At 42.5% G+C, this 24,872-nt stretch carries 21 protein-coding genes; 8 read left to right on the plus strand and 13 right to left on the minus strand.

Annotated features, from left to right (window positions below; translation table 11 throughout):
* The 10 genes from rffA to trxA form a co-directional block, all read right to left on the minus strand.
* Nucleotides 1–1,131, minus strand: coding sequence for a dTDP-4-amino-4,6-dideoxygalactose transaminase (gene rffA / locus B0X70_RS23370; protein WP_217470506.1), 1,131 nt, complete (start codon nt 1,129–1,131; stop codon nt 1–3).
* A 1-nt stretch (nt 1,132) separates the two neighbouring features.
* On the minus strand, nt 1,133–1,843 hold the full coding sequence (gene rffC / locus B0X70_RS23375; protein ID WP_105398533.1) for a dTDP-4-amino-4,6-dideoxy-D-galactose acyltransferase: 711 nt from the start codon (nt 1,841–1,843) through the stop codon (nt 1,133–1,135).
* The gene (rfbA, locus tag B0X70_RS23380; protein WP_036810343.1) at nt 1,821–2,702 is read right to left on the minus strand and encodes a glucose-1-phosphate thymidylyltransferase RfbA; all 882 of its coding nucleotides are present in this window, start codon (nt 2,700–2,702) and stop codon (nt 1,821–1,823) included. Before rfbA ends, rffC begins: the two co-directional genes overlap by 23 nt.
* Before the next feature lie 21 nt (nt 2,703–2,723).
* Nucleotides 2,724–3,794, minus strand: coding sequence for a dTDP-glucose 4,6-dehydratase (rffG, locus tag B0X70_RS23385; protein WP_217470507.1), 1,071 nt, complete (start codon nt 3,792–3,794; stop codon nt 2,724–2,726).
* A complete protein-coding gene (gene wecC, locus B0X70_RS23390; protein WP_217470508.1) occupies nt 3,791–5,053 on the minus strand; it encodes a UDP-N-acetyl-D-mannosamine dehydrogenase in 1,263 nt (420 codons plus the stop codon). Before wecC ends, rffG begins: the two co-directional genes overlap by 4 nt.
* A 4-nt stretch (nt 5,054–5,057) precedes the next feature.
* Entirely contained in the window at nt 5,058–6,179 is a 1,122-nt protein-coding gene (wecB, locus tag B0X70_RS23395; RefSeq protein WP_036779676.1) for a non-hydrolyzing UDP-N-acetylglucosamine 2-epimerase, read from the minus strand.
* 127 nt (nt 6,180–6,306) lie between these two features.
* Nucleotides 6,307–7,359 carry an ECA polysaccharide chain length modulation protein gene (gene wzzE / locus B0X70_RS23400; protein WP_217470509.1) on the minus strand — a complete coding sequence of 351 codons (1,053 nt, stop codon included), beginning with the start codon at nt 7,357–7,359 and terminating at the stop codon, nt 6,307–6,309.
* 29 nt (nt 7,360–7,388) lie between these two features.
* On the minus strand, nt 7,389–8,474 hold the full coding sequence (gene wecA, locus B0X70_RS23405) for a UDP-N-acetylglucosamine--undecaprenyl-phosphate N-acetylglucosaminephosphotransferase (protein WP_217470510.1): 1,086 nt from the start codon (nt 8,472–8,474) through the stop codon (nt 7,389–7,391).
* 298 nt (nt 8,475–8,772) lie between these two features.
* Nucleotides 8,773–10,032, minus strand: coding sequence for a transcription termination factor Rho (rho, locus tag B0X70_RS23410; RefSeq protein ID WP_011148733.1), 1,260 nt, complete (start codon nt 10,030–10,032; stop codon nt 8,773–8,775).
* Between the two features lie 477 nt (nt 10,033–10,509).
* Nucleotides 10,510–10,836: a thioredoxin TrxA gene (trxA, locus tag B0X70_RS23415; protein ID WP_110091077.1), complete on the minus strand. Its 327-nt coding sequence runs from the start codon at nt 10,834–10,836 to the stop codon at nt 10,510–10,512.
* 118 nt (nt 10,837–10,954) lie between these two features.
* Between trxA and rhlB the strand changes: the two genes are divergently transcribed.
* Nucleotides 10,955–12,241: an ATP-dependent RNA helicase RhlB gene (rhlB, locus tag B0X70_RS23420; RefSeq protein WP_036809883.1), complete on the plus strand. Its 1,287-nt coding sequence runs from the start codon at nt 10,955–10,957 to the stop codon at nt 12,239–12,241.
* Between the two features lie 6 nt (nt 12,242–12,247).
* Nucleotides 12,248–13,750, plus strand: a complete 1,503-nt coding sequence (gene gppA / locus B0X70_RS23425) for a guanosine-5'-triphosphate,3'-diphosphate diphosphatase (protein ID WP_217471798.1) — start codon at nt 12,248–12,250, stop codon at nt 13,748–13,750.
* Between the two features lie 50 nt (nt 13,751–13,800).
* Here gppA and rep read toward each other — a convergent pair whose 3' ends face one another.
* On the minus strand, nt 13,801–15,828 hold the full coding sequence (gene rep / locus B0X70_RS23430; RefSeq protein ID WP_217470511.1) for a DNA helicase Rep: 2,028 nt from the start codon (nt 15,826–15,828) through the stop codon (nt 13,801–13,803).
* Between the two features lie 158 nt (nt 15,829–15,986).
* Complete coding sequence (gene ilvC, locus B0X70_RS23435; protein ID WP_217470512.1) at nt 15,987–17,465, minus strand: ketol-acid reductoisomerase; 1,479 nt, start codon at nt 17,463–17,465, stop codon at nt 15,987–15,989.
* A gap of 189 nt (nt 17,466–17,654) precedes the next feature.
* On the opposite strand from ilvC, the gene ilvY reads away from it, so the two are divergent.
* Complete coding sequence (ilvY, locus tag B0X70_RS23440; RefSeq protein ID WP_217470513.1) at nt 17,655–18,536, plus strand: HTH-type transcriptional activator IlvY; 882 nt, start codon at nt 17,655–17,657, stop codon at nt 18,534–18,536.
* Nucleotides 18,537–19,114: 578 nt separating this feature from the next.
* Nucleotides 19,115–19,969, plus strand: coding sequence for an AraC family transcriptional regulator (locus B0X70_RS23445; protein WP_036809871.1), 855 nt, complete (start codon nt 19,115–19,117; stop codon nt 19,967–19,969).
* Nucleotides 19,970–20,202: 233 nt separating this feature from the next.
* Here B0X70_RS23445 and B0X70_RS23450 read toward each other — a convergent pair whose 3' ends face one another.
* On the minus strand, nt 20,203–21,288 hold the full coding sequence (locus B0X70_RS23450; RefSeq protein ID WP_036809868.1) for a flavin-containing monooxygenase: 1,086 nt from the start codon (nt 21,286–21,288) through the stop codon (nt 20,203–20,205).
* A gap of 394 nt (nt 21,289–21,682) precedes the next feature.
* Here B0X70_RS23450 and B0X70_RS23455 point away from each other — a divergent pair, with 394 nt between their 5' ends.
* The 4 genes from B0X70_RS23455 (at nt 21,683) to B0X70_RS23470 (ending at nt 24,772) form a co-directional block, all read left to right on the plus strand.
* The gene (locus B0X70_RS23455) at nt 21,683–22,861 is read left to right on the plus strand and encodes a LuxE/PaaK family acyltransferase (protein ID WP_040150226.1); all 1,179 of its coding nucleotides are present in this window, start codon (nt 21,683–21,685) and stop codon (nt 22,859–22,861) included.
* Nucleotides 22,862–22,877: 16 nt separating this feature from the next.
* The gene (locus tag B0X70_RS23460) at nt 22,878–23,234 is read left to right on the plus strand and encodes an iron-sulfur cluster assembly scaffold protein (RefSeq protein ID WP_036809862.1); all 357 of its coding nucleotides are present in this window, start codon (nt 22,878–22,880) and stop codon (nt 23,232–23,234) included.
* Complete coding sequence (locus B0X70_RS23465) at nt 23,231–24,421, plus strand: cysteine desulfurase family protein (RefSeq protein WP_040150228.1); 1,191 nt, start codon at nt 23,231–23,233, stop codon at nt 24,419–24,421. Before B0X70_RS23460 ends, B0X70_RS23465 begins: the two co-directional genes overlap by 4 nt.
* Nucleotides 24,422–24,535: 114 nt before the next feature.
* Nucleotides 24,536–24,772: an acyl carrier protein gene (locus tag B0X70_RS23470; RefSeq protein ID WP_011148745.1), complete on the plus strand. Its 237-nt coding sequence runs from the start codon at nt 24,536–24,538 to the stop codon at nt 24,770–24,772.
* Nucleotides 24,773–24,872 lie beyond the last annotated feature (100 nt).

Below are 24,872 nucleotides of genomic sequence, written 5' to 3' on the forward strand. Positions count from 1 at the left end.
TCAGGCGAAGTATTCCCGAATATGTTTGATGACAATCTGCTGTTCAGCGTCTGTTATGTTGTAAAACATCGGTAAACGCACCAGACGATCACTTTCGCAGGTAGTAAAACGATCTTCCCCGTGGAAGCGACCAAATTTTTCACCACCGGGGCTGGTGTGCAGAGAAACATAATGGAATACCGTTAGCACACCAGCGTCTTTCATATAACTATTGAATGCTAAACGTTCTTCAACATCTTTCAGCTTGATATAGAACATATGAGCATTATGCTCCAACCCTTCCGGTATGACAGGCAATGTCAAGAGATCAGCATCAGCCAGCGGTTTTAATGCTTGATAATAGGTATTCCACAAGGCAAGGCGACGCTCATTGATTTTCTCAGCCTCTTCTAATTGTGCCCATAAATAAGCAGCCTGAAGCTCCGACATCAGATAACTCGAACCGATATCGCGCCAAGTATATTTATCAACTTGGCCACGGAAAAACTGGCTACGATTAGTCCCTTTTTCGCGAACAATTTCTGCACGGGAAATCAGTGATTGATCATTGATAAGCGCAGCACCACCTTCACCACCAGAAGAGTAGTTTTTTGTTTCGTGGAAACTATAGCAACCAATGTGTCCGATAGTTCCCAGCGCACGCCCTTTATAAGTAGACATTACCCCCTGCGCAGCATCTTCCACGACAAACAGGTTATATTTCTCTGCCAGAGCCATAATGGTATCCATTTCACAGGCCACGCCGGCGTAATGCACCGGAACAATCACGCGTGTTTTAGCTGTAATTGCTGCTTCGATTTTGGTTTCATCAATATTCATGGTATCCGGGCGAATATCCACGAATACAATGGTTGCTCCACGCAGCACAAACGCGTTAGAACTGGAAACGAAAGTGAAGCTCGACATAATAACTTCATCACCGGGTTGGATATTCAGCAAAATAGCCGCCATTTCCAATGCAGCGGTACAGGATGGTGTTAATAGAACTTTCGGACAATTGAAATGTTGTTCCATCCACTCTTCACAACGTTTGGTGAAACCACCATCCCCGCAAAGCTTACCGCTCTCCATTGCTTGCTTCATGTAATCTAATTCAGTGCCAACTACTGGTGGTTTGTTAAATGGAATCATTTCATCCCCTATATAACCAATACGCGGTGCTTTCAACAAACGCACCACTGCGTGTATAAAGGCGCAAAGCAGCGATGTTGCTGGTTTGTGTCGCAATCCTTAACTGCCGTATTTGGTGGCGTTGACACCACTGCTGCGCCGCCAACATCAATTTTGAGCCAATACCACAACCAATATTTTCTGGGAATACGGCCAACAAACCCATACGAGCCTCTCCAGCCCCAATATCTCGTAAAGTAACAAATCCTGCGGGTTGCCCACTATCTCCGTTTACCAGTAAACATTGATGATCAAATGTCCCCAATACCGCTTTTTCAACCCAAGTCGCGTAAAAACGACCACTATCCTGTGGTTGATACCACGGGGTTCGAAAACGACTTAAAGGAAATACGTTGGAAGCCACCTCTTTCAACATCGGGATATCCCGCCGCTCAGCCGAAAGTAGATTACTTTCAGAATTGTCTTTAGCATTTTCTATGCCAATCATTAAGGAAAAGTCGACTTCCCCTTCCACTAGCGAAAAGCCCAACGCGGATAAGCCATCAATAAGATCCAATCGCTGCGCAGGTACTTTAGCTTGCACTAAAGCATACTGATCTAACTGAGATGAGGTTAGCAGACCGGCATCAGATGTGAAATCAAGGCGAGCGGTGGACAACCCAAAATAGTGGCTATCCCACTCTAATGGTTCAATATTGGCGCGCACGGACATGGAGCAGATCCAGCAGATATTGACCATAGCCAGTTTTTGACAAGGATTTTACTGTTTCTCTTAACTGTACATCATCCAGCCAACCATTACGCCAAGCAATCTCTTCAAGACAGGCAATCTTAAAGCCCTGACGCTTCTCAACGGTCTGTACAAAAGTGCTGGCCTCAATCAGACTGTCATGAGTGCCAGTATCCAACCAGGCAAAACCACGCCCTAACAACTCAATGTTTAGTTCTCCACGTTCCAAATACATCTGGTTAATACTGGTAATCTCTAGTTCACCTCTGGCAGAAGGCTTGACCTGCTTAGCAAAATCTACTACTTGATTATCGTAGAAATAGAGTCCCGTTACCGCCCAGTTGGATTTTGGCTTTTCTGGTTTTTCCTCAATAGAAAGAACGCGGAACGCGTCATCAAATTCCACCACCCCAAATCGCTCAGGATCCATCACTTGATAACCAAAAACAGTCGCCCCTTTTCCACGAGACACAACATTTCTCAGTTTTGGGCTAAACCCTTGTCCAAAGTAGATATTGTCTCCCAATACCAAACAGCAAGGCCCGCCGTTGATGAACTCCTCACCAATCAAAAATGCCTGAGCCAAACCATCCGGCGATGGCTGTTCTTTATAGCTTAAGTGAATACCAAATCTGTCGCCATCACCTAATAGTCGGCGGAAAGAAGGTAAATCTTCTGGCGTAGAGATAATCAAAATATCACGTATCCCTGCTAGCATGAGTACTGACAAAGGATAGTAAATCATCGGTTTATCATAAATTGGCAGTAATTGTTTGGAAACACCCTGTGTTATCGGATGCAACCGGGTTCCTGATCCACCTGCCAGAATGATCCCTTTCATATTTACTGCCCCCATCGTCATTCAGTTTTTACCTAATCCAAGGCGTTCACCGGCATAAGAGCCGTCTTGAACTTTACGCCACCAGTTTTCATTTTCTAAATACCATTGAACTGTTTTGCGAATACCTGATTCAAATGTCTCTTGTGGCCTCCAGCCTAGCTCACGCTCAACTTTTGCCGCATCAATGGCATAACGCATATCATGGCCTGGGCGATCCGCAACATAAGTAATCAAGTCTCGATAATAAGCAATGTCCGCTGGTTTCTCAGGACAAAATTCTTCCAACAGCTCACAAATCGCACAAACCACATCAATATTTTTGCGCTCATTATGACCACCAATATTGTAGGTTGTGCCCGGTTCAGCTTCTGTCACAACCAAATAGAGCGCTCTGGCATGGTCTTCCACATACAACCAATCGCGAATTTGTTTCCCTTCACCATATACCGGTAAAGATTTTCCTGCTAATGCATTTAAGATCATCAGTGGGATCAATTTTTCCGGGAAATGGTAAGGGCCATAGTTATTAGAACAATTGGTGATAATGACCGGTAAACCATAAGTCCGGTGCCATGCTCTTACCAGATGATCGCTGGACGCTTTGGACGCCGAATATGGACTGCTTGGCGCATAAGGTGTTGTTTCGGTAAAAAAGCCCTCTTCATCATGTAAATCACCATACACTTCATCTGTTGAAATGTGGTGAAAACGGAAAACAGCCTGTTTCTCTTCGCTGAGTTTCTGCCAGAAAGCACGCGCAGCTTCCAACAAAGTATAAGTACCTACAATGTTGGTTTCGATAAATGCCGCCGGGCCATCAATAGAGCGATCCACATGGCTTTCTGCCGCCAGATGCATCACACAATCCGGCTGATATTGCTCAAAAACTCGATCCAGCGCTCCACGTTGACAAATATCAACCTGTTCAAACGCATAACGAGAGCTATCTGCAACTGGGGCAAGAGACGCCAGATTACCGGCGTAAGTCAGACTATCAACCACAACCACGCTGTCTTCTGTATTATCAATGATATGCCGCACAACCGCGGAACCAATAAAACCCGCACCACCTGTGATTAGAATACGTCTCAACGCCAGACTCCTTTTGTATCCACAATCCACTTCTGTTTAATTTCATGACTGTTTACAGCTTTAAACTGATTATGATCCACCAACATCAACAGGATATCTGCTTCTTCCAGCGCCTTTTCCAGATTAACTAATCGAGCTATTTCCTTCAAGGAAGCAGGTAATTCATGAACATGAGGTTCTACAGCCAGAGTTTCACCTGCATGCCATTGCGCAATCATATCGGTGATATGCACCGCTGGGCTCTCACGCAAATCGTCAATATTTGGTTTAAACGCCAAACCAAAACAGGCAATTTTCACTTCGCTTGCGCGTTTTCCACTTTCAGCTAAACAATCCGCAACAGCCGCTTTCACTTGATCCACAACCCACAATGGTTTGTCATCATTAACCATACGTGCGGTATGAATAAGACGTGATTGTTTCGGGTTTTGAGAAACAATAAACCACGGATCAACTGCAATACAATGACCACCCACGCCAGGACCTGGTTGGAGAATATTTACACGCGGGTGACGATTTGCCAAGCTGATCAGTTCCCACACGTTGATCCCTTGATCAGCACAAATCAGGGAAAGTTCGTTGGCAAATGCAATGTTTACATCTCGGAAACTGTTTTCTGTCAGCTTACACATTTCTGCCGTTCTTGAATTAGTGACAACACATTCACCTTCAAGGAAAATTTTATACAGCTCGCTAGCTCTGGTCGAAGATTTTGACGTCATACCGCCAACAACGCGGTCATTCTTAATTAATTCAACCATAACTTGTCCTGGCAACACACGTTCAGGACAGTAAGCGATATCAATATCAGACTCCTCTCCAACCTGTTGTGGGAAAGTTAAATCAGGACGCGCTGCGGCCAGCCATTCCGCCATCTGCTCCGTCGCGCCTACTGGTGAGGTAGATTCCAGAATAACCAGATCACCTTTTTTCAGCACCGGAGCTACAGATTCGGCTGCGGAACGGACATACGTCATATCCGGCTCGTGATCGCCTTTAAAAGGCGTCGGAACAGCTATCAGAAAAGCATCTGCTGGTAACGGAGCAATCACGGCTTTCAGGTAACCGCCTTCTACGGCAACTTTCACCACTTTGTCTAGATCCGGTTCTACAATATGAATTGCACCACGGTTGATGGTTTCTACTGCATGCTGATTCACATCCACGCCAATGACTTTCTTATTGCGGGATGCAAACGCTGCCGCCGTTGGCAAACCAATATAACCAAGACCAATAACAGAAATAGTTTCAAAGCTCATAGTGTCACCTGATTTTTTTCAAAGCGTCGAGAATACGTTGACAGGCATCGCCATCCCCGTAAGGATTATGAGCGCGGCTCATTTGCTGATAGGCAGCATCGTCTGTCAACAATCGAGTCACCTCTTCCACAATAGTTTTTGTTTCTGTTCCTACCAAACGTACCGTTCCAGCATCAACCGCCTCTGGCCGTTCAGTCGTGTTACGCATCACTAACACCGGTTTTCCTAAAGAAGGAGCTTCTTCCTGAATACCACCAGAATCTGTCAGGATCATATAGGCATGGTTCATTAGATAAACAAATGGCAAATAATCCTGGGGTTTGATGAGAATAATGTTATCAATATCATGCAAAATGCGCTTTACTGGCTCACTGACATTCGGGTTTAGATGAACCGGATAGACGACTTGCACATCTGGATGAGCGCGGGCTATCTGTGCCAAAGCTTCACAAATTCGCTCAAATCCGCCACCAAAACTCTCACGACGATGCCCCGTCACTAGGATCATTTTTTTATTAGTATCAATAAACGGGTAGTGCTTCGCTAGCTTACTTCGCATTGCCTCATCATTCATTATTCGATCACGTACCCACAGCAATGCATCAATCACTGTATTTCCGGTAACAAAAACTCGATTATCTGTAATTGATTCTTTCTGTAAATTCTTACGAGAGTTTTCCGTCGGAGCAAAATGATACATTGCCAGATGTCCAGCAATCTTACGGTTCGCCTCTTCCGGCCAAGGGGAATAAAGATCACCCGTTCTTAATCCAGCTTCAATGTGACCAACAGGGATACGTTGGTAGAACGCAGCCAAACTGGTTGCCATCGTTGTTGTCGTATCTCCGTGAACCAATACAACATCAGGCTTAAATTCTGCTAAAACAGGCTTTAATCCTGCCAAAATACGACAAGTAATATCCGTTAGATCTTGCCCTGATTTCATAATATTGAGATCAAAATCGGGAGTGATCTCAAAAAGGTGTAACACCTGATCCAACATTTCCCGATGTTGGGCGGTGACACATACTTTCGCTTCGAAGGCTTCATCCTTTGCCAATGCGTGTACTAGCGGAGCCATCTTAATGGCCTCCGGCCGAGTACCAAACACAGTCAACACTTTCACAGTGACTCTCTTATAGTCAGTAACTTGCAGATTTTCCTGCAAACAATACTCTTAATGCTATTTACTCCTGCTGCTGGAGTTGCAGAAGATATCCCTTCAGAAATAGTTATTTCTAATAATTATCTGATTATTTACGCGAACATTTAACCAACGCCACGCCGGCACCCACTAAAGCACCAACTGCCCCCCACATGATCATCAAGAACATTCTACGAGGACTATCTCTGGTAATCGGCTCCTCTGGTGTTCTCAAATAGCGGTAAGCCTGGAATTGATCCTGCGTCGGGAGAACATCCAATGCTGCTAACATTGCAATATTCTGGTCATAGTCCACATTATACTTAGGCCCTATTGCTTCTAAAGTCTCAAGTTGAGCCTGTAACAACGGCGCCCCTAACATAAACATTTTTGAATCGGGCAACTGATCCACCGGCATATCCGTTTGATTGCGCCGAATCCCTTGTTTTTCCGCAATTTTCAAGGATTGCTGTAATACATTCATTTCGCGGTTATAAAGCGCTTTAGCGACCATTTTCTGGCGCTTAACCAGTGCATCCACAGATTGGGCACGGGTAACCCATGCACCTTTTACTTCATCATTTAAATGAGTACTGGCACGACTATTGGCAAAAGCAATGTACTGGCGCAGGAGTTGATTTGCTTGTCCAGAAGACTCAGCGGTCAATTTAATGCTGTCATTCAGCACTTTTTTATCATCATGGGGAATAAACTGAATATTATTGACTAATTCATCTAATAAAGCCGCATCAGCTCTGGCATCGCCCTCCTGCTGCTGCTTGTAATAATCAGATTTCAACCAGAATTCACGGCGAGTATCATATGCTGCAATCTGGGTGATGAACTCCTTATAGGCTTCTTCTGAAATAGACGGTAACTGAGTTTCCGGTGAAATGTTAATGTGAGTATCCAGATTGCGCAAAAATTGCTGCTGGGAGTAATAACTCCCCAACTGATTAGTCGTAGGCAGATCCGTGATTGCTGTGGCACTCCATTTTTGCTGCATCAAATAAGATGCTCCTAGCGCCGCGGTTGCGAAAATTATTGCCAGTACAACAATCCATATCTTTCCACGCCATAGCGCACTGCACAAGGCTCTAATATCCAGCTCATGCTCCAGAGCTTGTTCATCCTGAATAGATTTCGTTTCTGATTTTATCACTGCACAGAACCTCTGCTGATAATAGATGTTTAATGGTTAGCTGAACGGCGCATACGACGCTTTTGCCGTTTAATAAAACGAGCTACCTTCCATACACGCTTGAGGCAATAGCCATACAACACAAATGCAAGCAAGAACAGTGCCAACATTACCCACTCAGGCACAAATTCCAGCCATTCTCCGGTAATTCCGATAGCGGCTAATAAAGCGGCAGCAACAGTGATTAAAATAAAAGCCTGACGAGATGAGAATCCAGACCGCATAATTAGGTGGTGAATATGTTGCCTGTCAGGAGAAAATGGACTCATCCCTTTCCGTAACCGGCGATACATAATAGCAACCATATCCATTAATGGAATGGCAACAACCCACAACGCAGTAACTGGATTAACAGGGCGCTCATTCCCCTGAGTAGATTCAATGAGCAGCCAGATAATGGTAAAACCAATCAGTGTACTGCCCGCATCTCCCATAAATACTTTGAAGCGTTGGCTTAATAAACCAAGATTAAGAACAATATAAGGGAGAATGGCAGCAATAAATGCAAAACACCATAATGCTAGTGCCGTATTACCACTTTGATACAGTAAGATCCCCAAAGCACCGAAGGAGACACAGGATAATCCACCTAATAATCCATCTATCCCATCAACCATATTGAATGCATTGATAGCAGCCCAGACAGCAAATAGTGTCACAACATAACTAAACGGTCCAAGTGTCATGTCCCAAGGGCCGAAAGCATAACCAAGACTATCTAATTTCAGGCCAGCAAAATACATCATCGCAATACCAACCAGAGCTTGGATGGTTGCCCGGACCTTAACGCTGATATCAAAACGGTCATCCAATGCGCCGACAAATACCAGTAAAGTGGCACAAATTAAATACAGCCACTTATGAGGTATAAACTCGTTTGTTATAACAAAAGTAAAACAGATCCCAGCAAATACCGAAATCCCACCCACCAGAGGTACTAATCCCTGATGATGCTTACGATAATTAGGTCTATCAACGAGGCCAATCTTCTTTCCTACAATACGCGCCATAAATAAAAACGCAAACGAAAACAGGAAAATGCAAAAAACTTCGATACTCATACTGGGAATATTCACGATAAAAATTCTCCGTGAAAAACAAATATAGCCTGGTTATTTATTATCCACAGGTACATGGTTTTTCTGGCCAGGAACCAACTTCATAAATTCTTCGCTTCGTGAGGGTATTCTTCTTTATTTATTCACTGTAGAAAAATTAATAACCTTTACATCTATGTATGACACTATTGGGAAGCAATATTATGCAAAATACATGCCATATATAGTGCTATAACAATATAGTGGATAATAGTGGATACAAAAAACGCCACGAAACTGTGGCGCTGATTAAAATGATCATGAACTGAGTTAAAAACTATGAACGTTTCATCATGTCAAAGAAATCGTCATTCGTTTTGCTCATAGCCAGTTTGTTGATAAGGAATTCCATCGCATCAATTTCGCCCATCGGATGAATAATTTTGCGCAGAATCCACATTTTCTGTAGCTCTTCAGAGGTGGTGAGTAGCTCTTCTTTACGTGTACCAGAACGGTTGTAATCGATAGCTGGGAAGACGCGTTTTTCAGCAATTTTACGGGAGAGATGCAGTTCCATGTTACCAGTACCTTTGAACTCTTCGTAAATCACTTCATCCATCTTGGAGCCCGTATCCACCAACGCAGTCGCAATAATGGTCAGACTTCCGCCCTCTTCCACATTACGCGCCGCACCGAAGAAACGTTTCGGACGATGTAACGCATTAGCATCCACACCACCAGTCAATACCTTACCGGATGCAGGGACAACAGTGTTATAAGCACGTGCTAAGCGAGTAATAGAGTCAAGCAGGATAATCACGTCTTTTTTGTGTTCAACCAGACGTTTTGCTTTCTCAATAACCATCTCCGCCACCTGAACATGGCGAGAAGCTGGCTCATCAAAAGTAGAAGCAATAACCTCACCTTTTACCAGACGTTGCATTTCAGTAACTTCTTCTGGACGTTCATCAATCAGAAGTACCATCAATACACAATCTGGATGATTGTGAGCAATATTAGCAGCAATATTTTGCAGCAACATCGTCTTACCCGCTTTTGGTGGCGCGACGATTAGACCACGTTGTCCACGGCCAATCGGCGCCGCCAGATCCAGAACACGAGCAGTCAAGTCCTCAGTGGAACCATTACCACGCTCCATACGCAAACGGCTATTAGCATGCAGAGGGGTTAAGTTTTCAAAAAGAATTTTACTGCGGGCATTTTCTGGTTTGTCAAAATTAACTTCGTTAACCTTCAACAGAGCAAAATAGCGTTCACCTTCTTTAGGTGGACGGATTTTACCTGAAATTGTGTCACCGGTACGGAGGTTAAAACGACGGATTTGGCTAGGAGAAACGTAGATATCATCGGGGCCGGCAAGGTAGGAGCTGTCTGCTGAACGGAGGAATCCAAATCCATCCTGCAATATCTCCAGCACGCCATCACCGAAGATATCTTCTCCGCTTTTCGCATGCTGCTTAAGGATAGAGAAGATAATATCTTGTTTACGCATACGGGCTAGATTTTCCAGCCCCATATTTTCGCCGAGTGTAATCAGTTCAGATACCGGCGTATTCTTTAATTCGGTAAGATTCATAATGGTGGGTTCTTAAACTCGGGGTATATCTCGAACTATGAACGTGAATAGTATGGCAGCGTCATCGATCGGTGCCTGTTTATTTTGTACAAAAAACAAATCAGACCTTTAATACGTTATTCATATAAAAAGGTAATAATTTGAAGTACTAAGATTGAGCTCAAATAAGACTGACAGGCTGTCAAAAACGCTGTTGAGATAATGCTGAAACATTACTGATTTCGATAAAAACTATCTCAACGTAACGAGCTATACGCCAGATTATTCCCGTATAACCCATTGGATATTTTAGACTATCCAGAGATAACAGACTTATCAGACACTACAGATTATTCAGTATGCAACATACTTCTAACATGATGTATGTGATACAAGCAGTGGCGCTAACTTATCACGCTTCTTTACGGACGTCTAGCGGTCAATGAAAGAAATAATAATATACGCTAAACGCCCGGTATTAATGTGAGCTCACTTCAATCAGAGATTAGTATCCAAAAATTCTTTCAATTGAGTCTTTGACAATGCTCCCACTTTAGTAGCAGCAACCTGACCATCTTTAAACAGCAACAGAGTAGGAATACCACGGATACCATACTTAGGAGCTGTTGCCGGGTTGTCATCAATGTTCAATTTAGCGATAGTCAGTTTACCTGAATATTCTGTGGCAATTTCATCCAGAATAGGCGCAATCATTTTACATGGCCCACACCAGGCAGCCCAAAAATCGACAAGAACTGGACCTTCTGCGTTAAGAACATCAGTATCAAAGCTAGCGTCACTCAAATGAATAATTTTTTCGCTCATTTTTTACTCCAAAGAATAATTTTTTACCATGCTAGTGTAACATTACTGATATAAGGTTGCCTTTATTTCAGTGGATACACTTTCGTAAGACAATGGTTAACTGATATTCTACCACACTATGAGTAAAACACACTTGACAGAAAAGAAGTTTTCCGACTTCGCCTTGCACCCCAAGGTTATAGAAGCTCTTGATAATAAGGGTTTTTCTAATTGTACACCGATACAAGCATTGACATTGCCTTTCACTGTCGAAGGTCGTGATGTCGCGGGGCAAGCGCAAACCGGTACGGGGAAGACGCTAGCATTTTTAGCGTCTGCTTTTCATTATTTACTGACTCATCCCGCAGCGGAGGAGCGTCAAACCAATCAGCCAAGAGCGCTGATTATGGCTCCTACCCGCGAACTTGCTGTACAGATTTACTCAGATGCAGAAAATCTGGCACAGGTAACGGGTTTAAAGATGGGTCTTGCCTACGGCGGCGATGGTTACGACAAGCAGCTAAAAGTACTGGAATCTGGTGTTGACATTGTTATCGGCACTACCGGACGTCTGATCGACTATACCAAACAGGGGCACATTAATCTGAATGCGGTTCAAGTTGTGATTCTTGATGAAGCTGATCGCATGTACGATCTCGGTTTTATCAAAGATATCCGCTGGTTATTCCGCCGGATGCCACCAGCAAACGAACGTATGAACCTACTGTTTTCTGCCACGCTCTCTTACCGAGTCCGAGAATTGGCATTTGAGCAAATGAATCATGCAGAGTATGTCGAGGTGGAACCGCTACAGAAAACGGGACACCGTATCCGCGAAGAGCTGTTTTATCCTTCTAATGAAGAAAAGATGCGCCTGCTTCAAACGTTATTGGAAGAAGAGTGGCCTGATCGCTGCATCATTTTCGCCAATACAAAACATCGTTGTGAAGATATCTGGGCGCATCTGGCTGCTGACGGACATCGAGTTGGGTTACTAACCGGTGATGTAGCACAAAAAAAACGGTTACGCATTCTAGAAGAATTCAGCAACGGCAATATTGATGTTCTAGTTGCCACTGATGTCGCAGCTCGTGGATTACATATTCCGTCAGTCACTCACGTATTTAATTATGACTTACCCGATGATTGTGAGGATTATGTCCACCGCATTGGCCGTACTGGTCGTGCAGGTGAAAGCGGCCACTCGATCAGCCTGGCCTGTGAAGAATACGCTCTAAACCTGCCAGCAATTGAAAGTTATATTCAGCACGCTATCCCGGTCAGCAAATATAACAGTCAAGCCTTGCTGCAAGACTTACCGGCTCCTAAACGCCGCTACCGTTCGCGTTCAGGAAACCATCAGCGCCGTAACAATTTGTCGCATCGTAATAATACACCACGTAATAACCGTAAACGTTCAGGCTGAATAATGATGCTGAGTTCTTCTTCGCTCTATGCGGCTATCGACCTGGGTTCAAACAGTTTTCATATGCTGGTTGTGCGTGAAGTATCCGGCAGTATGCAGATACTGGCACGAATCAAACGTAAAGTCAGGCTGGCCGCCGGATTAGATAAAAATAACCGTTTATCTCAACAGGCGATGGAGAGAGGCTGGCAATGTCTCAGGGTTTTTTCTGAACGCTTACAGGATATACCACCATCACAAATCCGTGTTGTTGCTACGGCAACTTTACGCATCGCTGAAAATTCAGACGACTTTGTGAAAAGAGCAGCAGAAATCCTTGATTGTCCGGTTAAGGTAATCAGTGGCGAAGATGAAGCTCGGCTTATTTATCAAGGTGTTGCCCATACAACTGGCGGCCCTGAAAAACGTCTGGTTGTCGATATTGGCGGTGCAAGTACAGAGCTGGTTACGGGGAATGGGGCAAAAGCCTCTCAGTTATCCAGCCTAAGTATGGGTTGTGTTACCTGGCTTGAAGGCTACTTTAATGACCGTAGCCTGACGGAAGAGAATTTCGCCAAAGCCGAAGCTGCCGCACATGAAACGTTGAAACCCATTGCGCCAAAGCTTACCGAACAAGGCTGGCAGATTTGTGTAGGCGCTTCCGGCACCGTTCAAGCTCTGCAAGAAATCATGATTGCTCAGGGTATGGATGAGCTGATCACTTTGCCGAAACTTCAAGAGCTCAAACATAAAGCGATTGAATGCGGTAAGCTGGAAGAACTGGAAATAGAAGGGTTAACGCTGGAACGGGCTTTGGTTTTCCCAAGTGGTCTGGCTATCCTGATAGCGATTTTCCAGGCATTAAATATTGAAAGTATGATCCTTGCGGGTGGCGCCTTACGGGAAGGTCTTGTTTACGGCATGCTGGATTTACCAATAGAGCCAGATATTCGTACTAGAACACTACGTAATATACAGCGCCGTTTTCAGTTAGACGTTGAACAGTCTCAACGAGTCAAACAATTGGCTGAACACTTCCTACCACAAATTGCGAAACCTTGGGAGCTGGATAGCCGATGTCATGAATTATTACAAAGTGCCTGTCTGATACATGAAATTGGCCTGAGTATTGATTTCCACCAAGCTCCATCACATGCAGCCTATCTTATCAATTATCTCACTCTCCCCGGCTATACGCCCGCACAGAAAAAACTCTTAGCCACATTACTAAAGAACCAAAGTGGCCCCATTGATTTGTTTTCCTTCAATCAACAAAACGCCTTACCTCTGATACAGGCTCAACGTTTATGTCGTCTGTTGCGGTTAGCTATCATCTTCGCCAACCGCCGTCGAGATGACACTTTCCCTGCGCTACGTTTAAAAGTGAGTGGTGAAACGTTAACAATAACGTTACCTCATGGCTGGCTAATGCAACACCCTCTGAGGGCAGAGTCTTTACAGCAGGAAATTCAGTGGCAAAGCCATGTTCAATGGCCACTTGTTTTAGGCGAGTCGGATACTCAAACCTGAATAAAATCGTTTTCCCTGTATCTCTGTGATACAGGGAGTCTTCAATATATTTACGACTTATTTTTCTGCCCAAGCCCTAAACGCGATTTGATATCCGCGATACGCGATTGCCCTTTTTGCATTCTTTCTTCGGCAGTCACTATTTTTTTATCTTGCGGCCAATGTAAGTCATCCTGCGGCAACTCGTACAAAAAACGACTGGGTTCTGGGCGGATTAACTCGCCATATTGACGACGCTCTTTACATAAAGTAAAGAATAGCTCCCGTTGAGCACGGGTGATCCCGACATAAGCCAATCGTCGCTCTTCATCAATATTCTCTTCATCAATACTGCTCTGATGAGGCAATAACCCTTCTTCCATGCCGACCAGAAATACATAGGGAAACTCCAACCCTTTGGAAGCATGTAGAGTCATCAATTGCACCTGATCAAACTCCTCACCATCCTCATCTCGCTCCAACATATCCCGTAATGTGAAACGCGCGACCACCTGAGATAAAGTCATTGGTTCGTTCAGTTCATCACCTTTCAGCATTTCACTCATCCAAGTGAACAACTGATTAATATTTTTCATCCGCATCTCAGCCGCTTTTGGACTCGGTGATGTTTCGTACAGCCAACTTTCATAATCCATACCGTGTAGTAGATCACGTGCAGCTAGCAAAGGATCTCGTTCAACCTGGCGAGTTATCTCATCCATCCAGTGAGTAAAACGCTGTAGTGCCGCCAAACCTCGGCCGGTTAGATTTTGGGCCAAACCAAGATCAAAACTAGCCTGATAGAGACTTTTATCGCGCTGATTCGCCCATTCACCCAGTTTTTGAATGGTAACCGCACCAATTTCACGTCTTGGTGTATTGACAATTCTTAGGAATGCGCTGTCATCCTCAGGATTAGTCAGCACCCTCAGATAAGCTAGCAAGTCCTTAATTTCAGGGCGGGCAAAGAAAGAAGTGCCACCAGAAATCCGATAAGGAATGCGGTTTTGCATCAACATCTTTTCAAACACGCGGGATTGATGATTTCCTCGGTAGAGAATGGCGTAATCTTTATATTCGGTCTTATTGATAAAGTGATGCGCCATCAGCTCCCCAATAACCCTTTCCGCTTCATGCTCTTCATTATTAGCGGTAATCACTTTTAACGGATCGCCATACCCCAGTTCAGAAAAAAGTCGTTTTTCAAACACATGGGGGTTATTAGCGATTAAAATATTAGCCGCTTTCAGAATACAGCCAGAGGAACGATAGTTCTGTTCCAGTTTGATCACATTAAGCTTCGGGAAATCCTCTTTCAGGAGCACCAAATTTTGAGGTCTTGCGCCGCGCCATGAATAAATAGACTGGTCATCATCACCCACCACCGTAAAACGAGCCCTTTGTCCCACCAACAATTTCACCAGTTGATATTGACTGGTATTGGTGTCCTGATATTCATCTACCAACAGATAACGGATACGGTTCTGCCAACGCTCCCTGACTTCTTCATCACGCTGCATTAGCAAAGTCGGTTTGGTAATCAGATCGTCAAAATCCAATACATTACAGCTCGTCAGATGTAAATCATAACGACGATAACATTCAGCAAACTGATGCTCCTGAGCAGAACGGGCCAATGCCAAAACTTGCTGTGGAGAAAGCAGATCATTTTTCCAGTTTGAGATAGTAGAAATCAATTTTTGCAATAGATCTTTATCTTCTTCCAGTAAATCGGCTGTTAAATCTTTCAACAGAGCCATCTGGTCTTGATCATCAAACAACGAGAAATTGCTTTTCATTCCTAACGCTTTGTACTCGCGCTTAATGATTTCCAATCCCAACGTATGGAAAGTAGAAATCATCAACCCCTTCGCCTCTTTGCGCCCCAAAGTTTGTGCTACACGCTCTTTCATTTCCCGCGCAGCTTTATTAGTAAACGTCACAGCGGCGATATGGCGAGGCTGATAGCCACAAGTACGGATAAGATGAGCAATTTTATTGGTGATCACTCTAGTTTTGCCGGAACCTGCTCCCGCCAGAACCAGACAAGGACCAGTAACAAATTCGACAGCTTGTTGTTGGCTAGGATTTAATCGCATGATGTTTAATAAGTTATATCAGGACAGTATCTCAGGGGGATAGAATTGTAGCAGAAAGAGGAGAAAGGAAACGCGGTTTTCTTTATGAAGGAAAAGGATTCTACTGGTTGATAAATATTAAATGCAAAGAGGGAGAATTTCTCCCCCCTTATCTTTAATCAACCGCCAACAGCAATACGTTTCATATCTGTCATGTAACCACGTAATACGCGGCCAACAACTTCAATTGGGTGGTTACGGATAGCTTCGTTTACATCGCGCAACTGGGCGTTATCGATACCGTTATCTACAACCGGCTTACCTAAATCACCCGCCTGTAGCGAACCCATAAGCTTCTCTTTCAGCAAAGGAACCGCAACATGAGAGAACAAATAGTTACCATATTCCGCTGTATCAGAAATAACGACATTCATTTCGTACAAGCGTTTACGAGAGATAGTATTCGCAATCAGCGGTAATTCATGCAGAGATTCATAATAGGCAGACTCAGCAATAATACCGGTATCAACCATAACTTCGAATGCCAGTTCAACCCCGGCTTTCACCATAGCAACCATTAAAACGCCATGATCAAAGTATTCCTGCTCACTGATTTTGCCATCACATTCAGGTGAATTCTCAAACGGAGTGTTACCCGTTTCCTCACGCCAACCTAACAGTTTCTTATCATCATTGGCCCAGTCAGCCATCATACCGGAAGAAAATTCACCAGAAATGATATCATCCATATGTTTCTGGAACAGCGGCGTCATCATTTCTTTTAACTGTTCAGACAATGCATACGCTCGCAGTTTTGCCGGATTAGACAGACGGTCCATCATCAGAGTGATACCACCTTGTTTCAGTGCTTCTGTGATGGTCTCCCAACCAAACTGGATCAATTTTCCTGCATAACCCGGCTCAGCGCCATCTGCCACCAGTTTGTCATAACACAGCAGTGAACCAGCCTGTAACATACCGCACAGAATAGTTTGCTCACCCATCAGATCAGATTTCACTTCTGCCACGAAAGAAGATTCCAAAACGCCGGCGCGATGCGCTCCTGTTGCCGCGGCCCATGCCTTAGCGATTGCCATGCCTTCGCCTTTAGGATCGTTTTCCGGGTGAACTGCGATCAAAGTAGGCACACCAAAACCCCGTTTGTATTCTTCACGCACTTCAGTACCAGGACACTTAGGCGCGACCATCACCACAGTGATGTCTTTACGGATTTGTTCACCGACTTCAACAATGTTTAAACCGTGGGAATAACCCAGTGCAGCCCCCTCTTTCATCAACGGTTGAACTGCGCGAACAACAGAAGAGTGTTGCTTATCTGGCGTCAGGTTAATGACCAAATCAGCCTGCGGTATCAACTCCTCATAAGTACCGACTTGAAAACCACTTTCCGTCGCTTTACGCCATGAAGCACGTTTTTCTTCAATGGCCTCTTTACGCAGGGCATAAGCGATATCCAGACCGGAGTCACGCATATTCAGGCCCTGATTCAGCCCTTGCGCTCCGCAACCGACGATAACCACTTTTTTGCCTTTTAAATATCCTGCCTCATCAACAAACTCTTCCCGCGCCATAAAACGACATTTACCTAACTGCGCCAACTGCTGACGCAAATTCAGCGTATTAAAATAATTAGCCATTAGTGACTCCGTATCATGTTGTGCTCAGCAATGAAGTGCTGCGACTGTTTTTTAGATTTCCTCACCCTGTGAGGGTTTATATATTTTCAATATATGACATGAAAGCCATTGCTTAAATTGATATATTAACAATACTACATTGCATTTTATGCAATACAGATTATTGGACAGGAAAAGGGGGAATAAGCTATGGATATACGCGATCTCAAACTGTTTCTACATCTGGCTGAAAGCTGTCATTTTGGCCGTACAGCAAAAGCAATGCATGTCAGTCCATCCACATTATCTCGCCAGATTCAGCGTATTGAAGATATTTTGGGGCATCCACTATTTTTACGGGATAATCGCACTGTAAAATTGACCTTTGCAGGCGAGCAATTTAAACAATTCGCCCAACAAACACTGCTACAATACCAGCAATTAAAACACTCACTGAATCAACAAAGCCCATCTCTAAGTGGCGAGTTACGTCTGTTTTGTTCAGTCACCGCGGCCTACAGTCACTTACCACAGATCCTAGACCGTTTTCGTGCAGAACATCCTATGGTTGAAATCAAACTCACTACAGGTGATGCTGCAGATGCGGTCAATAAGATACAGTCTAATGATGCCGATTTAGGTATCGCCGGTAAGCCGGAAAAACTACCAGATAATGTTAGCTTCACCAAAATCGGTGAAGTTCCTCTGGTATTGATTGCACCTTCCCTTCCCTGCGCTGTACGCGCACTCGTCATACAGAAGTACCCTGACTGGAATAATATTCCCTTCATTTTGCCGGAACACGGCCCTTCACGTAAGCGCATTGAGCACTGGTTCCGTCACCATAAAATTAACAACCCGTTGATTTACGCTACCGTGTCCGGTCATGAAGCCATTGTTTCTATGGTTGCATTGGGTTGTGGAGTGGCATTAATTCCCAATGTCGTTGTAGAAAACAGTCCTGAACCGGTACGTAATCGCATATCTTCATTGGACAATATTTCTCTAGTAGAGCCGTTTGAGTTGGGAATGTGTGTACAGAGAAAACGGCTTAATGAACCCTTAATTAAAGCGTTTTGGGGATTGTTATAACAAACTGCTTTAACAGGTCCTTTTATTTATTACAAGCCTAATGCAACTTGTTTTCGGTATTATGCCAATATACTTATAGTTTATGTGGCCTAATTCACAAAGAACATAAAAATATAACCATATTGTTCTCATGATAATATGTTTAATATAAGTTATAACCAATTAAAATAATCATATAAAAATATTGGCTCCGCATTAAATTTTGGTCATTAATTATGTTACGAAAGAAAATACTTTTAATTATATCAAGCAGATAATAGCTATTTAACGTTGAGTAATTCAGATATTGTTAAGATTGGCTAGCAAAAATTAAATATTCCACCCGCGAAAAACAGGTGGAGGATAATTCTTTACACCATGTCATAACGATATTTTACAATAGTGAAATTATTTTCACCTAGATACCAGAGGAGGCAACCTAATAATAACCACTTAATAGTTTTGTGATGACATAGTAACTAATAATAATTATTTAACGAGTTAATATAATTTAATTAAAAAATAACACCTAGGATTTATAATAATTATATTGAATAATTAATTCAAACACACACAATAATTTAATAAAGGACACCATCATGTTACACAAAATAGACAAATCACCGTATTTTATTAAATTCTATAAATTCCATCTACAAGATCTGGTTTTCTCTTATAATATGCAAACAGAATGGCATCATCATCCTTGTATCCAATTGAGTGTATCACCACATAATTCACTCATGAGGATTGATACCGAAAATGAATCGAGACAAGCACATGGATTCATTATTTCTTCTAATATTAAACATAAATTACACTCGGAAGGGCAACTCTGTTTTAATTTACTGATAGACCTAGCCAATCCACTATGTCATTTATTACTACATCAAATGAGAGGTTCAGATATCATATATTTAAATCAAGAATCATCCAGTTTAATAGCAAATTATTTTATTAGTTGTTTACAATCAGAAACCTCTCCAGATATTTTCATCTTAAACAACCTTTTAGGTAAAATAGAAGATTGCCATTGTTATCAGGATAAACGAATCATGAAAGCGGCCTCTCTTATTACTGAATTACCGGTTAAATGTATATCTTCTCGTGAAATATCAAATCAGCTCTATTTATCCGAGAGTCGATTCTTGCACCTATTTAGAGAAAAAATGGGAACCAACTTCCGTAGTTATCTACTATGGAAGCGTCTGCATCATGCTATTGATGAGATACACTCATCAGATTCACTGACTTTACTAGCTTGTAATAGCGGATTTTCCGATGGCGCACATTTCAGCCGTACCTGCATGACACTATATGGATTAAGACCTTCTGAATTAAAACATGCCAGTAAAAACAAAATGCAACAAGCACAACAAAAATATTTCAATTTATCATCAACATTAGCAGGTCTAAATTTTACAACGCAAAACATCTGTGTTATGAATAAATAATATTTTTGATATATTACCTAAAATAAATAATTTCTATTTATAACCGTTATTATCAAAGCCAGTATGTTAGAGATTCTGTATCATTTTATTCCTAATAGCACATTTACTATATTATGCACTCTTAGTAATGATACAGAATTCAGAATAACACCATAACAATACAACCCAATAAACCTTCAATCTACGACAAATAAAATATACAGAGTAAAATATCACTATTCTGTATTAATCATTCATTTTAATGATCTATGCTCTTTCAGATAATTTTCCACCCATTTAGCGATCCGACGAGTGTCTTTATAAGCCCCTAACATCAGTTCAGAACCACGACTACTCAACCATTTCCGCCCAACGATAAATAACCCAGGATAAGGGGTTTTCCCTCCTTCCGCATGGCCATTTTTGCAAATGAATCCATTAGCATCCACAGCGCCGGGAAGCGTCAACCATTCCGTATTATCCTTATACCCCAAACACCAAATAACCGTATCTGCCTCATATTGATTGCCAGAAAAATCACATAATTTATTGTCTTTTACATCAACTAACCTATTCGCTATTTTTATATCCAAAGCTGCTAATCGATGGTTTTTCAGATCGCCACAAGGGATGGGATTACGCCGCCGCATAATTTTCCCGACCAAACTGTAATAATTAGCAAATAACAAGCCACTTTTACTTAACCACCAAAAAATATCTTTGCCCAGTATTCTGTTAGGTAAGAGAGGACGGGAAGAACCGCAAAATAACGTCACCTTCGTCGTTGCAGCCAAATCTTTAGCAATCTGACGGCCACTCGCGCCATCACCAACGACAGCGACTCGGCTGCCTGCTTTAATTTGTTTTGGCTCCCGATATTGATCTGCTCCGATTTGCTGTATATCAGTAGAAAGTTGTTCGGCAAGCGCTGGAATATCAGCTAATTGATTAGCGCCTGTTGCATTAACCAAACAAGGCGCGTGAAATACTTTTCCATCTTTTGTTTTAACACGATAGCCATTTTTATCATGCTTCACTTCAACCACTTCAGTTTGAGTATGTATAGCAAGGTTATGATGTGAAGCATAGCGCTCAAGGTAATCAGCAACTTCATTTTTATCTGGATAACCCTCTTTAATTCCAGGAAATGGTAAGCCATGAAGCTGAGTCATACCACGTGAAGTGAATAACAGCATATTATCAGGACGCCTGCGCCACACATCACCAATACGCGCTTCTCGCTCTAATATGCAGACATTAATATTCTTAGCCGCAAGAATAGCCGCTAAACTTAGTCCGGCTTGACCGGCACCCACAATTAAGCAATCCATTTTCATCATGCGTACTCATTTTCTAATTTGGTATTTATCTATATTTTATTTTTATCATTATCGAAATCTTAGGACAATGAAAAACTTGCCAAAAGAACACTCAATAGATCAAAAAACAACGAACTTCACAAAAATATAAAAGACAATTAAAAAATTTACTTGAATTAACTGGTCATATTCGTACTAAAGTGAATATTTTGAATAAACCAGCTATTTTTAGCATAATTTTAACAATATTGACAAATCCATATAATAATCCAAGCAATAATATAGCCAATTTATTCAATAAAAATAAATTATTAATGACTATCCTTTTTGCCTACGTAACTTATGCTTTATTGCTATAACTTATAATAAACAAAGATTAATTTATCTACTCTTTACCCTACCGGAGATGAAAAAAATGGAAAATATCAAAAATATATATGACGGTATAAAATCTCGTGGCGGAAATCCGCTAAAGTGGTTAATAGCCGATGTCGACTTACTCTATAAGCTGTCTAAAGAAGAGCAACAAGAATTAAAAACCTGTTTACTTAAGGACGCTTTTCATTTCCATTATCATAATAACCCTTACTATAGAGATATTTGTGAAAAACAAGGTATTAAGCCAGAAGAGATCCAGAATTATAATGACTTAGTTCGCATCCCATTGATACCCGTTGCAACTTATAAATCAGCCGAAAGTCACCGTTTATTAAGCAAGCCATTATCTGAAATCGAACATGAAATGCGCTCAACGGGCACAAGCGGAATTCCTAGCGTTTATCGTCGTTGCCACGATACGATGGATCATACAGTATTGGCTGTCTATTCTAATTATCGCAGTATGTTCAAAGTATCCGGCGGTGCTGGCTTATGTTTATGCCCGTCAACAGAAGATATTCCAGAAATGGCGCTGGTTAAAATCTTTAATTTCCTGACAGGTCTGTTAGATACTCGACGCTATATGATTAATCAGGACCGCTTTTCTCCAGAAGATTCACTGAATCAATTAATCCAGTGGAAAGGCAAATTCACCCGGCATTTAATTGGTCCTCCATTCATGATCCATCGTTTTATTACGTTCCTAAAAGAGAATAATACCAAGCTCACTTTAGATCGCGATAGCATGGTAATTACTATGGGCGGCTGGAAACGTTTTACCGGGGATATGATCTCCCGCAGCGAATTGAATGCAGATATTGAAGAGTGGCTGGGCATTCCAGCTTCCCGGACACGTGATATGTATGGTCTGGTTGAAGCAAACCTTCTTGCCATCGAAGATGAATATAACCATAAACATGTTCCCCCTTATATTCATTTCTCCGTTCGTGATCCTAATGATTTAACACGTGAGCTACCCGATGGTGAAACCGGACAATTAGTGATCTTAGATCCACTTTCTGTTTCCACTCCCGGCATGTTACTGACAGAAGATTTGGTCTACTTGCGTACCGATCCTAACAAATCCTGGCGCAATTCTCAGCGAGTTCAGTTTGTTATGCGTACCGCTGCTGCTAAAGAGTTTGGTTGCTGTGCGGTCAACCTTGAGAGAAAAATGTCAGACGATGAAGGTACCTCAGCTACACCCGCTGTATAAATAGCAAGGTGGAATTATGTTTAACAACATCATTATTGACAACTTTTGCAATCCTGACTGCCAGGGGGCGTTATCCACCCCCACCATTAAATTGGCATTAGGTAACCCTGTATGCGGTGACAAGGTTGATATCGACCTGACACTGGATAACCAGGGACGAGTAGATAATGCCTGTTTTCGTGCATGGGGATGTACCGCCTCCCTGGCAATGTCTAACCAATTTTGTCGCCACGCTAAAGGTAAAACTCTCGAAGAATTGAACGCATTATCGCCTGAGGGCATTAATGCGTTATTAGGCGAGTTAGAACCCGCACAACAACACTGCCTTGATATGCTGCATAAGCTATTCGAGCAGCTAAAGGGAAAAATATGACAAGCTTATACTTCGACTACAACGCCACAACACCGCTCAGTGTTAAAGCGCAGTTGGCGATTAAAGATGCAATGTCTATTTTTGCTAATCCATCCAGCCACTACAGCTTAAGCGACATGGCTAAAAAGTTGCTCATTGACGCCAGAAGATCGATGGCTTCATTAATGGGCACAGTACCAGAGCAAATCCTGTTTACATCAGGAGGAACTGAAAGTAATAACCAAGCCTTATCCAGCTTGTTAGCAACGCTTCCCGGTTCGGATCTGTCTGCCCATCATGTTATTAGCTCTTCCATTGAGCATCCTTCTGTTCTGGCGCCATTACTCTGGTATCAGCAACGCGGGCTTCAGCTAACGCTGATCAACCCCGACAATCAAGGGCGGATAAGTGTACAAAGTATTCGGGAAAACCTACGGCCACAAACTCGCCTGATCACATTGATGGCGATTAACAACGAAACCGGCGTGATCCAGCCCTATGAAGCTGTCGCCTCTTTAGCAAAAGAGGCCGGTGTTTATCTGCATATCGATGCAGTACAGGCTATTGGTAAACTTCCTTTTAGCTGTGACACACTTTCTGGCGTAACGACCGTCTCTTTCTCCGGCCATAAATTTAACGGCCCGAAAGGTATTGGCGGGCTCTACCATGCACCGGGGATTCAATTAAATCCCTTGCTGCATGGTGGAGGACAAGAACAAGGAGTACGCAGCGGCACTGAGAATACCTTGGGCCTCGCAGGATTAACGGCGGCAGCTAAAGAATCACTGAACGGATTGCAAGAACGTTTCAATACTTACAAAACGCTCAGAGAAACTTTACTATCCCTGTTAGAACAGCATCGTGTTAACTACCTGATTAATGGCAATACCAATCCAGCGTTTCAGGCACCTTGGACACTCAATTTAAGTTTCCCAGGTATTCGTGCTGAATCATTAGCCAGCAGGCTAGATTTACGTCACGGCATCTCTTTATCTCTAGGATCAGCCTGTAGCAATAACAAATCAACCCAACGTTCTCACGTTCTGGTTGCTATGGGATTACCCGATGATCGTATTGATAGCGCAGTACGCATCAGCTTCGGATATACCACAAGTCAAGATGATATTGAGATATTGGCTAACGCCATCAAACAAGAAACGTATAACTTACTTAAAATTTCAGGGCAATCTTTAATCACCCAGGAATAATAGCAAAATGACAGTGAAAAGACGGTGTGGCAGGAATAACGCTTTTATTAATGATACTTATATTCCTGTGCCGAAACTCCGCCAATCTTATTTAAATTTTTAGGGGACATTAATATGAAACTATTTGAATTACTTCAATCTCAAATTACTGAATTAACTGATATCGAACCAGAAGATATTACTCTTGACACTCTACTTGATGATATTCATTTAGTGAGTCTGGATTTCGTTTCTATTCAGGTTGCTTTAAAAAGAGAAATGGGCATTCAACTGAATTTCGATAAGTTCCAACGAGACAACACAACGACAATCGGTGATTTTGTCAATTATGTCAGTGAATTAGCAAAATAATCATCACTAATACACTGGGATGTTAGCTGTCTATGACAACATCACAACACAGCTAACATTCATTTTTATGATGCTTTTATCTACCAATCCTATTATTTGG

The sequence above is a fragment of the Photorhabdus akhurstii genome, from assembly GCF_019090985.1.
In the GTDB taxonomy this organism is placed as follows: domain Bacteria; phylum Pseudomonadota; class Gammaproteobacteria; order Enterobacterales; family Enterobacteriaceae; genus Photorhabdus; species Photorhabdus akhurstii.

What these genes read in the sequence shown, in the direction of transcription:
- B0X70_RS23465 (WP_040150228.1), top strand. Translation starts at nt 23,231, where the DNA reads ATGACAAGCTTATACTTCGACTACAACGCCACAACACCGCTCAGTGTT.
- ilvC (WP_217470512.1), bottom strand. Translation starts at nt 17,465, where the DNA reads ATGGCTAATTATTTTAATACGCTGAATTTGCGTCAGCAGTTGGCGCAG.
- B0X70_RS23470 (WP_011148745.1), top strand. Translation starts at nt 24,536, where the DNA reads ATGAAACTATTTGAATTACTTCAATCTCAAATTACTGAATTAACTGAT.
- gppA (WP_217471798.1), top strand. Translation starts at nt 12,248, where the DNA reads ATGCTGAGTTCTTCTTCGCTCTATGCGGCTATCGACCTGGGTTCAAAC.
- rffA (WP_217470506.1), bottom strand. Translation starts at nt 1,131, where the DNA reads ATGATTCCATTTAACAAACCACCAGTAGTTGGCACTGAATTAGATTAC.
- ilvY (WP_217470513.1), top strand. Translation starts at nt 17,655, where the DNA reads ATGGATATACGCGATCTCAAACTGTTTCTACATCTGGCTGAAAGCTGT.
- B0X70_RS23445 (WP_036809871.1), top strand. Translation starts at nt 19,115, where the DNA reads ATGTTACACAAAATAGACAAATCACCGTATTTTATTAAATTCTATAAA.
- rep (WP_217470511.1), bottom strand. Translation starts at nt 15,828, where the DNA reads ATGCGATTAAATCCTAGCCAACAACAAGCTGTCGAATTTGTTACTGGT.
- B0X70_RS23460 (WP_036809862.1), top strand. Translation starts at nt 22,878, where the DNA reads ATGTTTAACAACATCATTATTGACAACTTTTGCAATCCTGACTGCCAG.
- wecC (WP_217470508.1), bottom strand. Translation starts at nt 5,053, where the DNA reads ATGAGCTTTGAAACTATTTCTGTTATTGGTCTTGGTTATATTGGTTTG.
- rffC (WP_105398533.1), bottom strand. Translation starts at nt 1,843, where the DNA reads ATGTCCGTGCGCGCCAATATTGAACCATTAGAGTGGGATAGCCACTAT.
- rhlB (WP_036809883.1), top strand. Translation starts at nt 10,955, where the DNA reads ATGAGTAAAACACACTTGACAGAAAAGAAGTTTTCCGACTTCGCCTTG.
- B0X70_RS23450 (WP_036809868.1), bottom strand. Translation starts at nt 21,288, where the DNA reads ATGATGAAAATGGATTGCTTAATTGTGGGTGCCGGTCAAGCCGGACTA.
- rho (WP_011148733.1), bottom strand. Translation starts at nt 10,032, where the DNA reads ATGAATCTTACCGAATTAAAGAATACGCCGGTATCTGAACTGATTACA.
- trxA (WP_110091077.1), bottom strand. Translation starts at nt 10,836, where the DNA reads ATGAGCGAAAAAATTATTCATTTGAGTGACGCTAGCTTTGATACTGAT.
- rfbA (WP_036810343.1), bottom strand. Translation starts at nt 2,702, where the DNA reads ATGAAAGGGATCATTCTGGCAGGTGGATCAGGAACCCGGTTGCATCCG.
- B0X70_RS23455 (WP_040150226.1), top strand. Translation starts at nt 21,683, where the DNA reads ATGGAAAATATCAAAAATATATATGACGGTATAAAATCTCGTGGCGGA.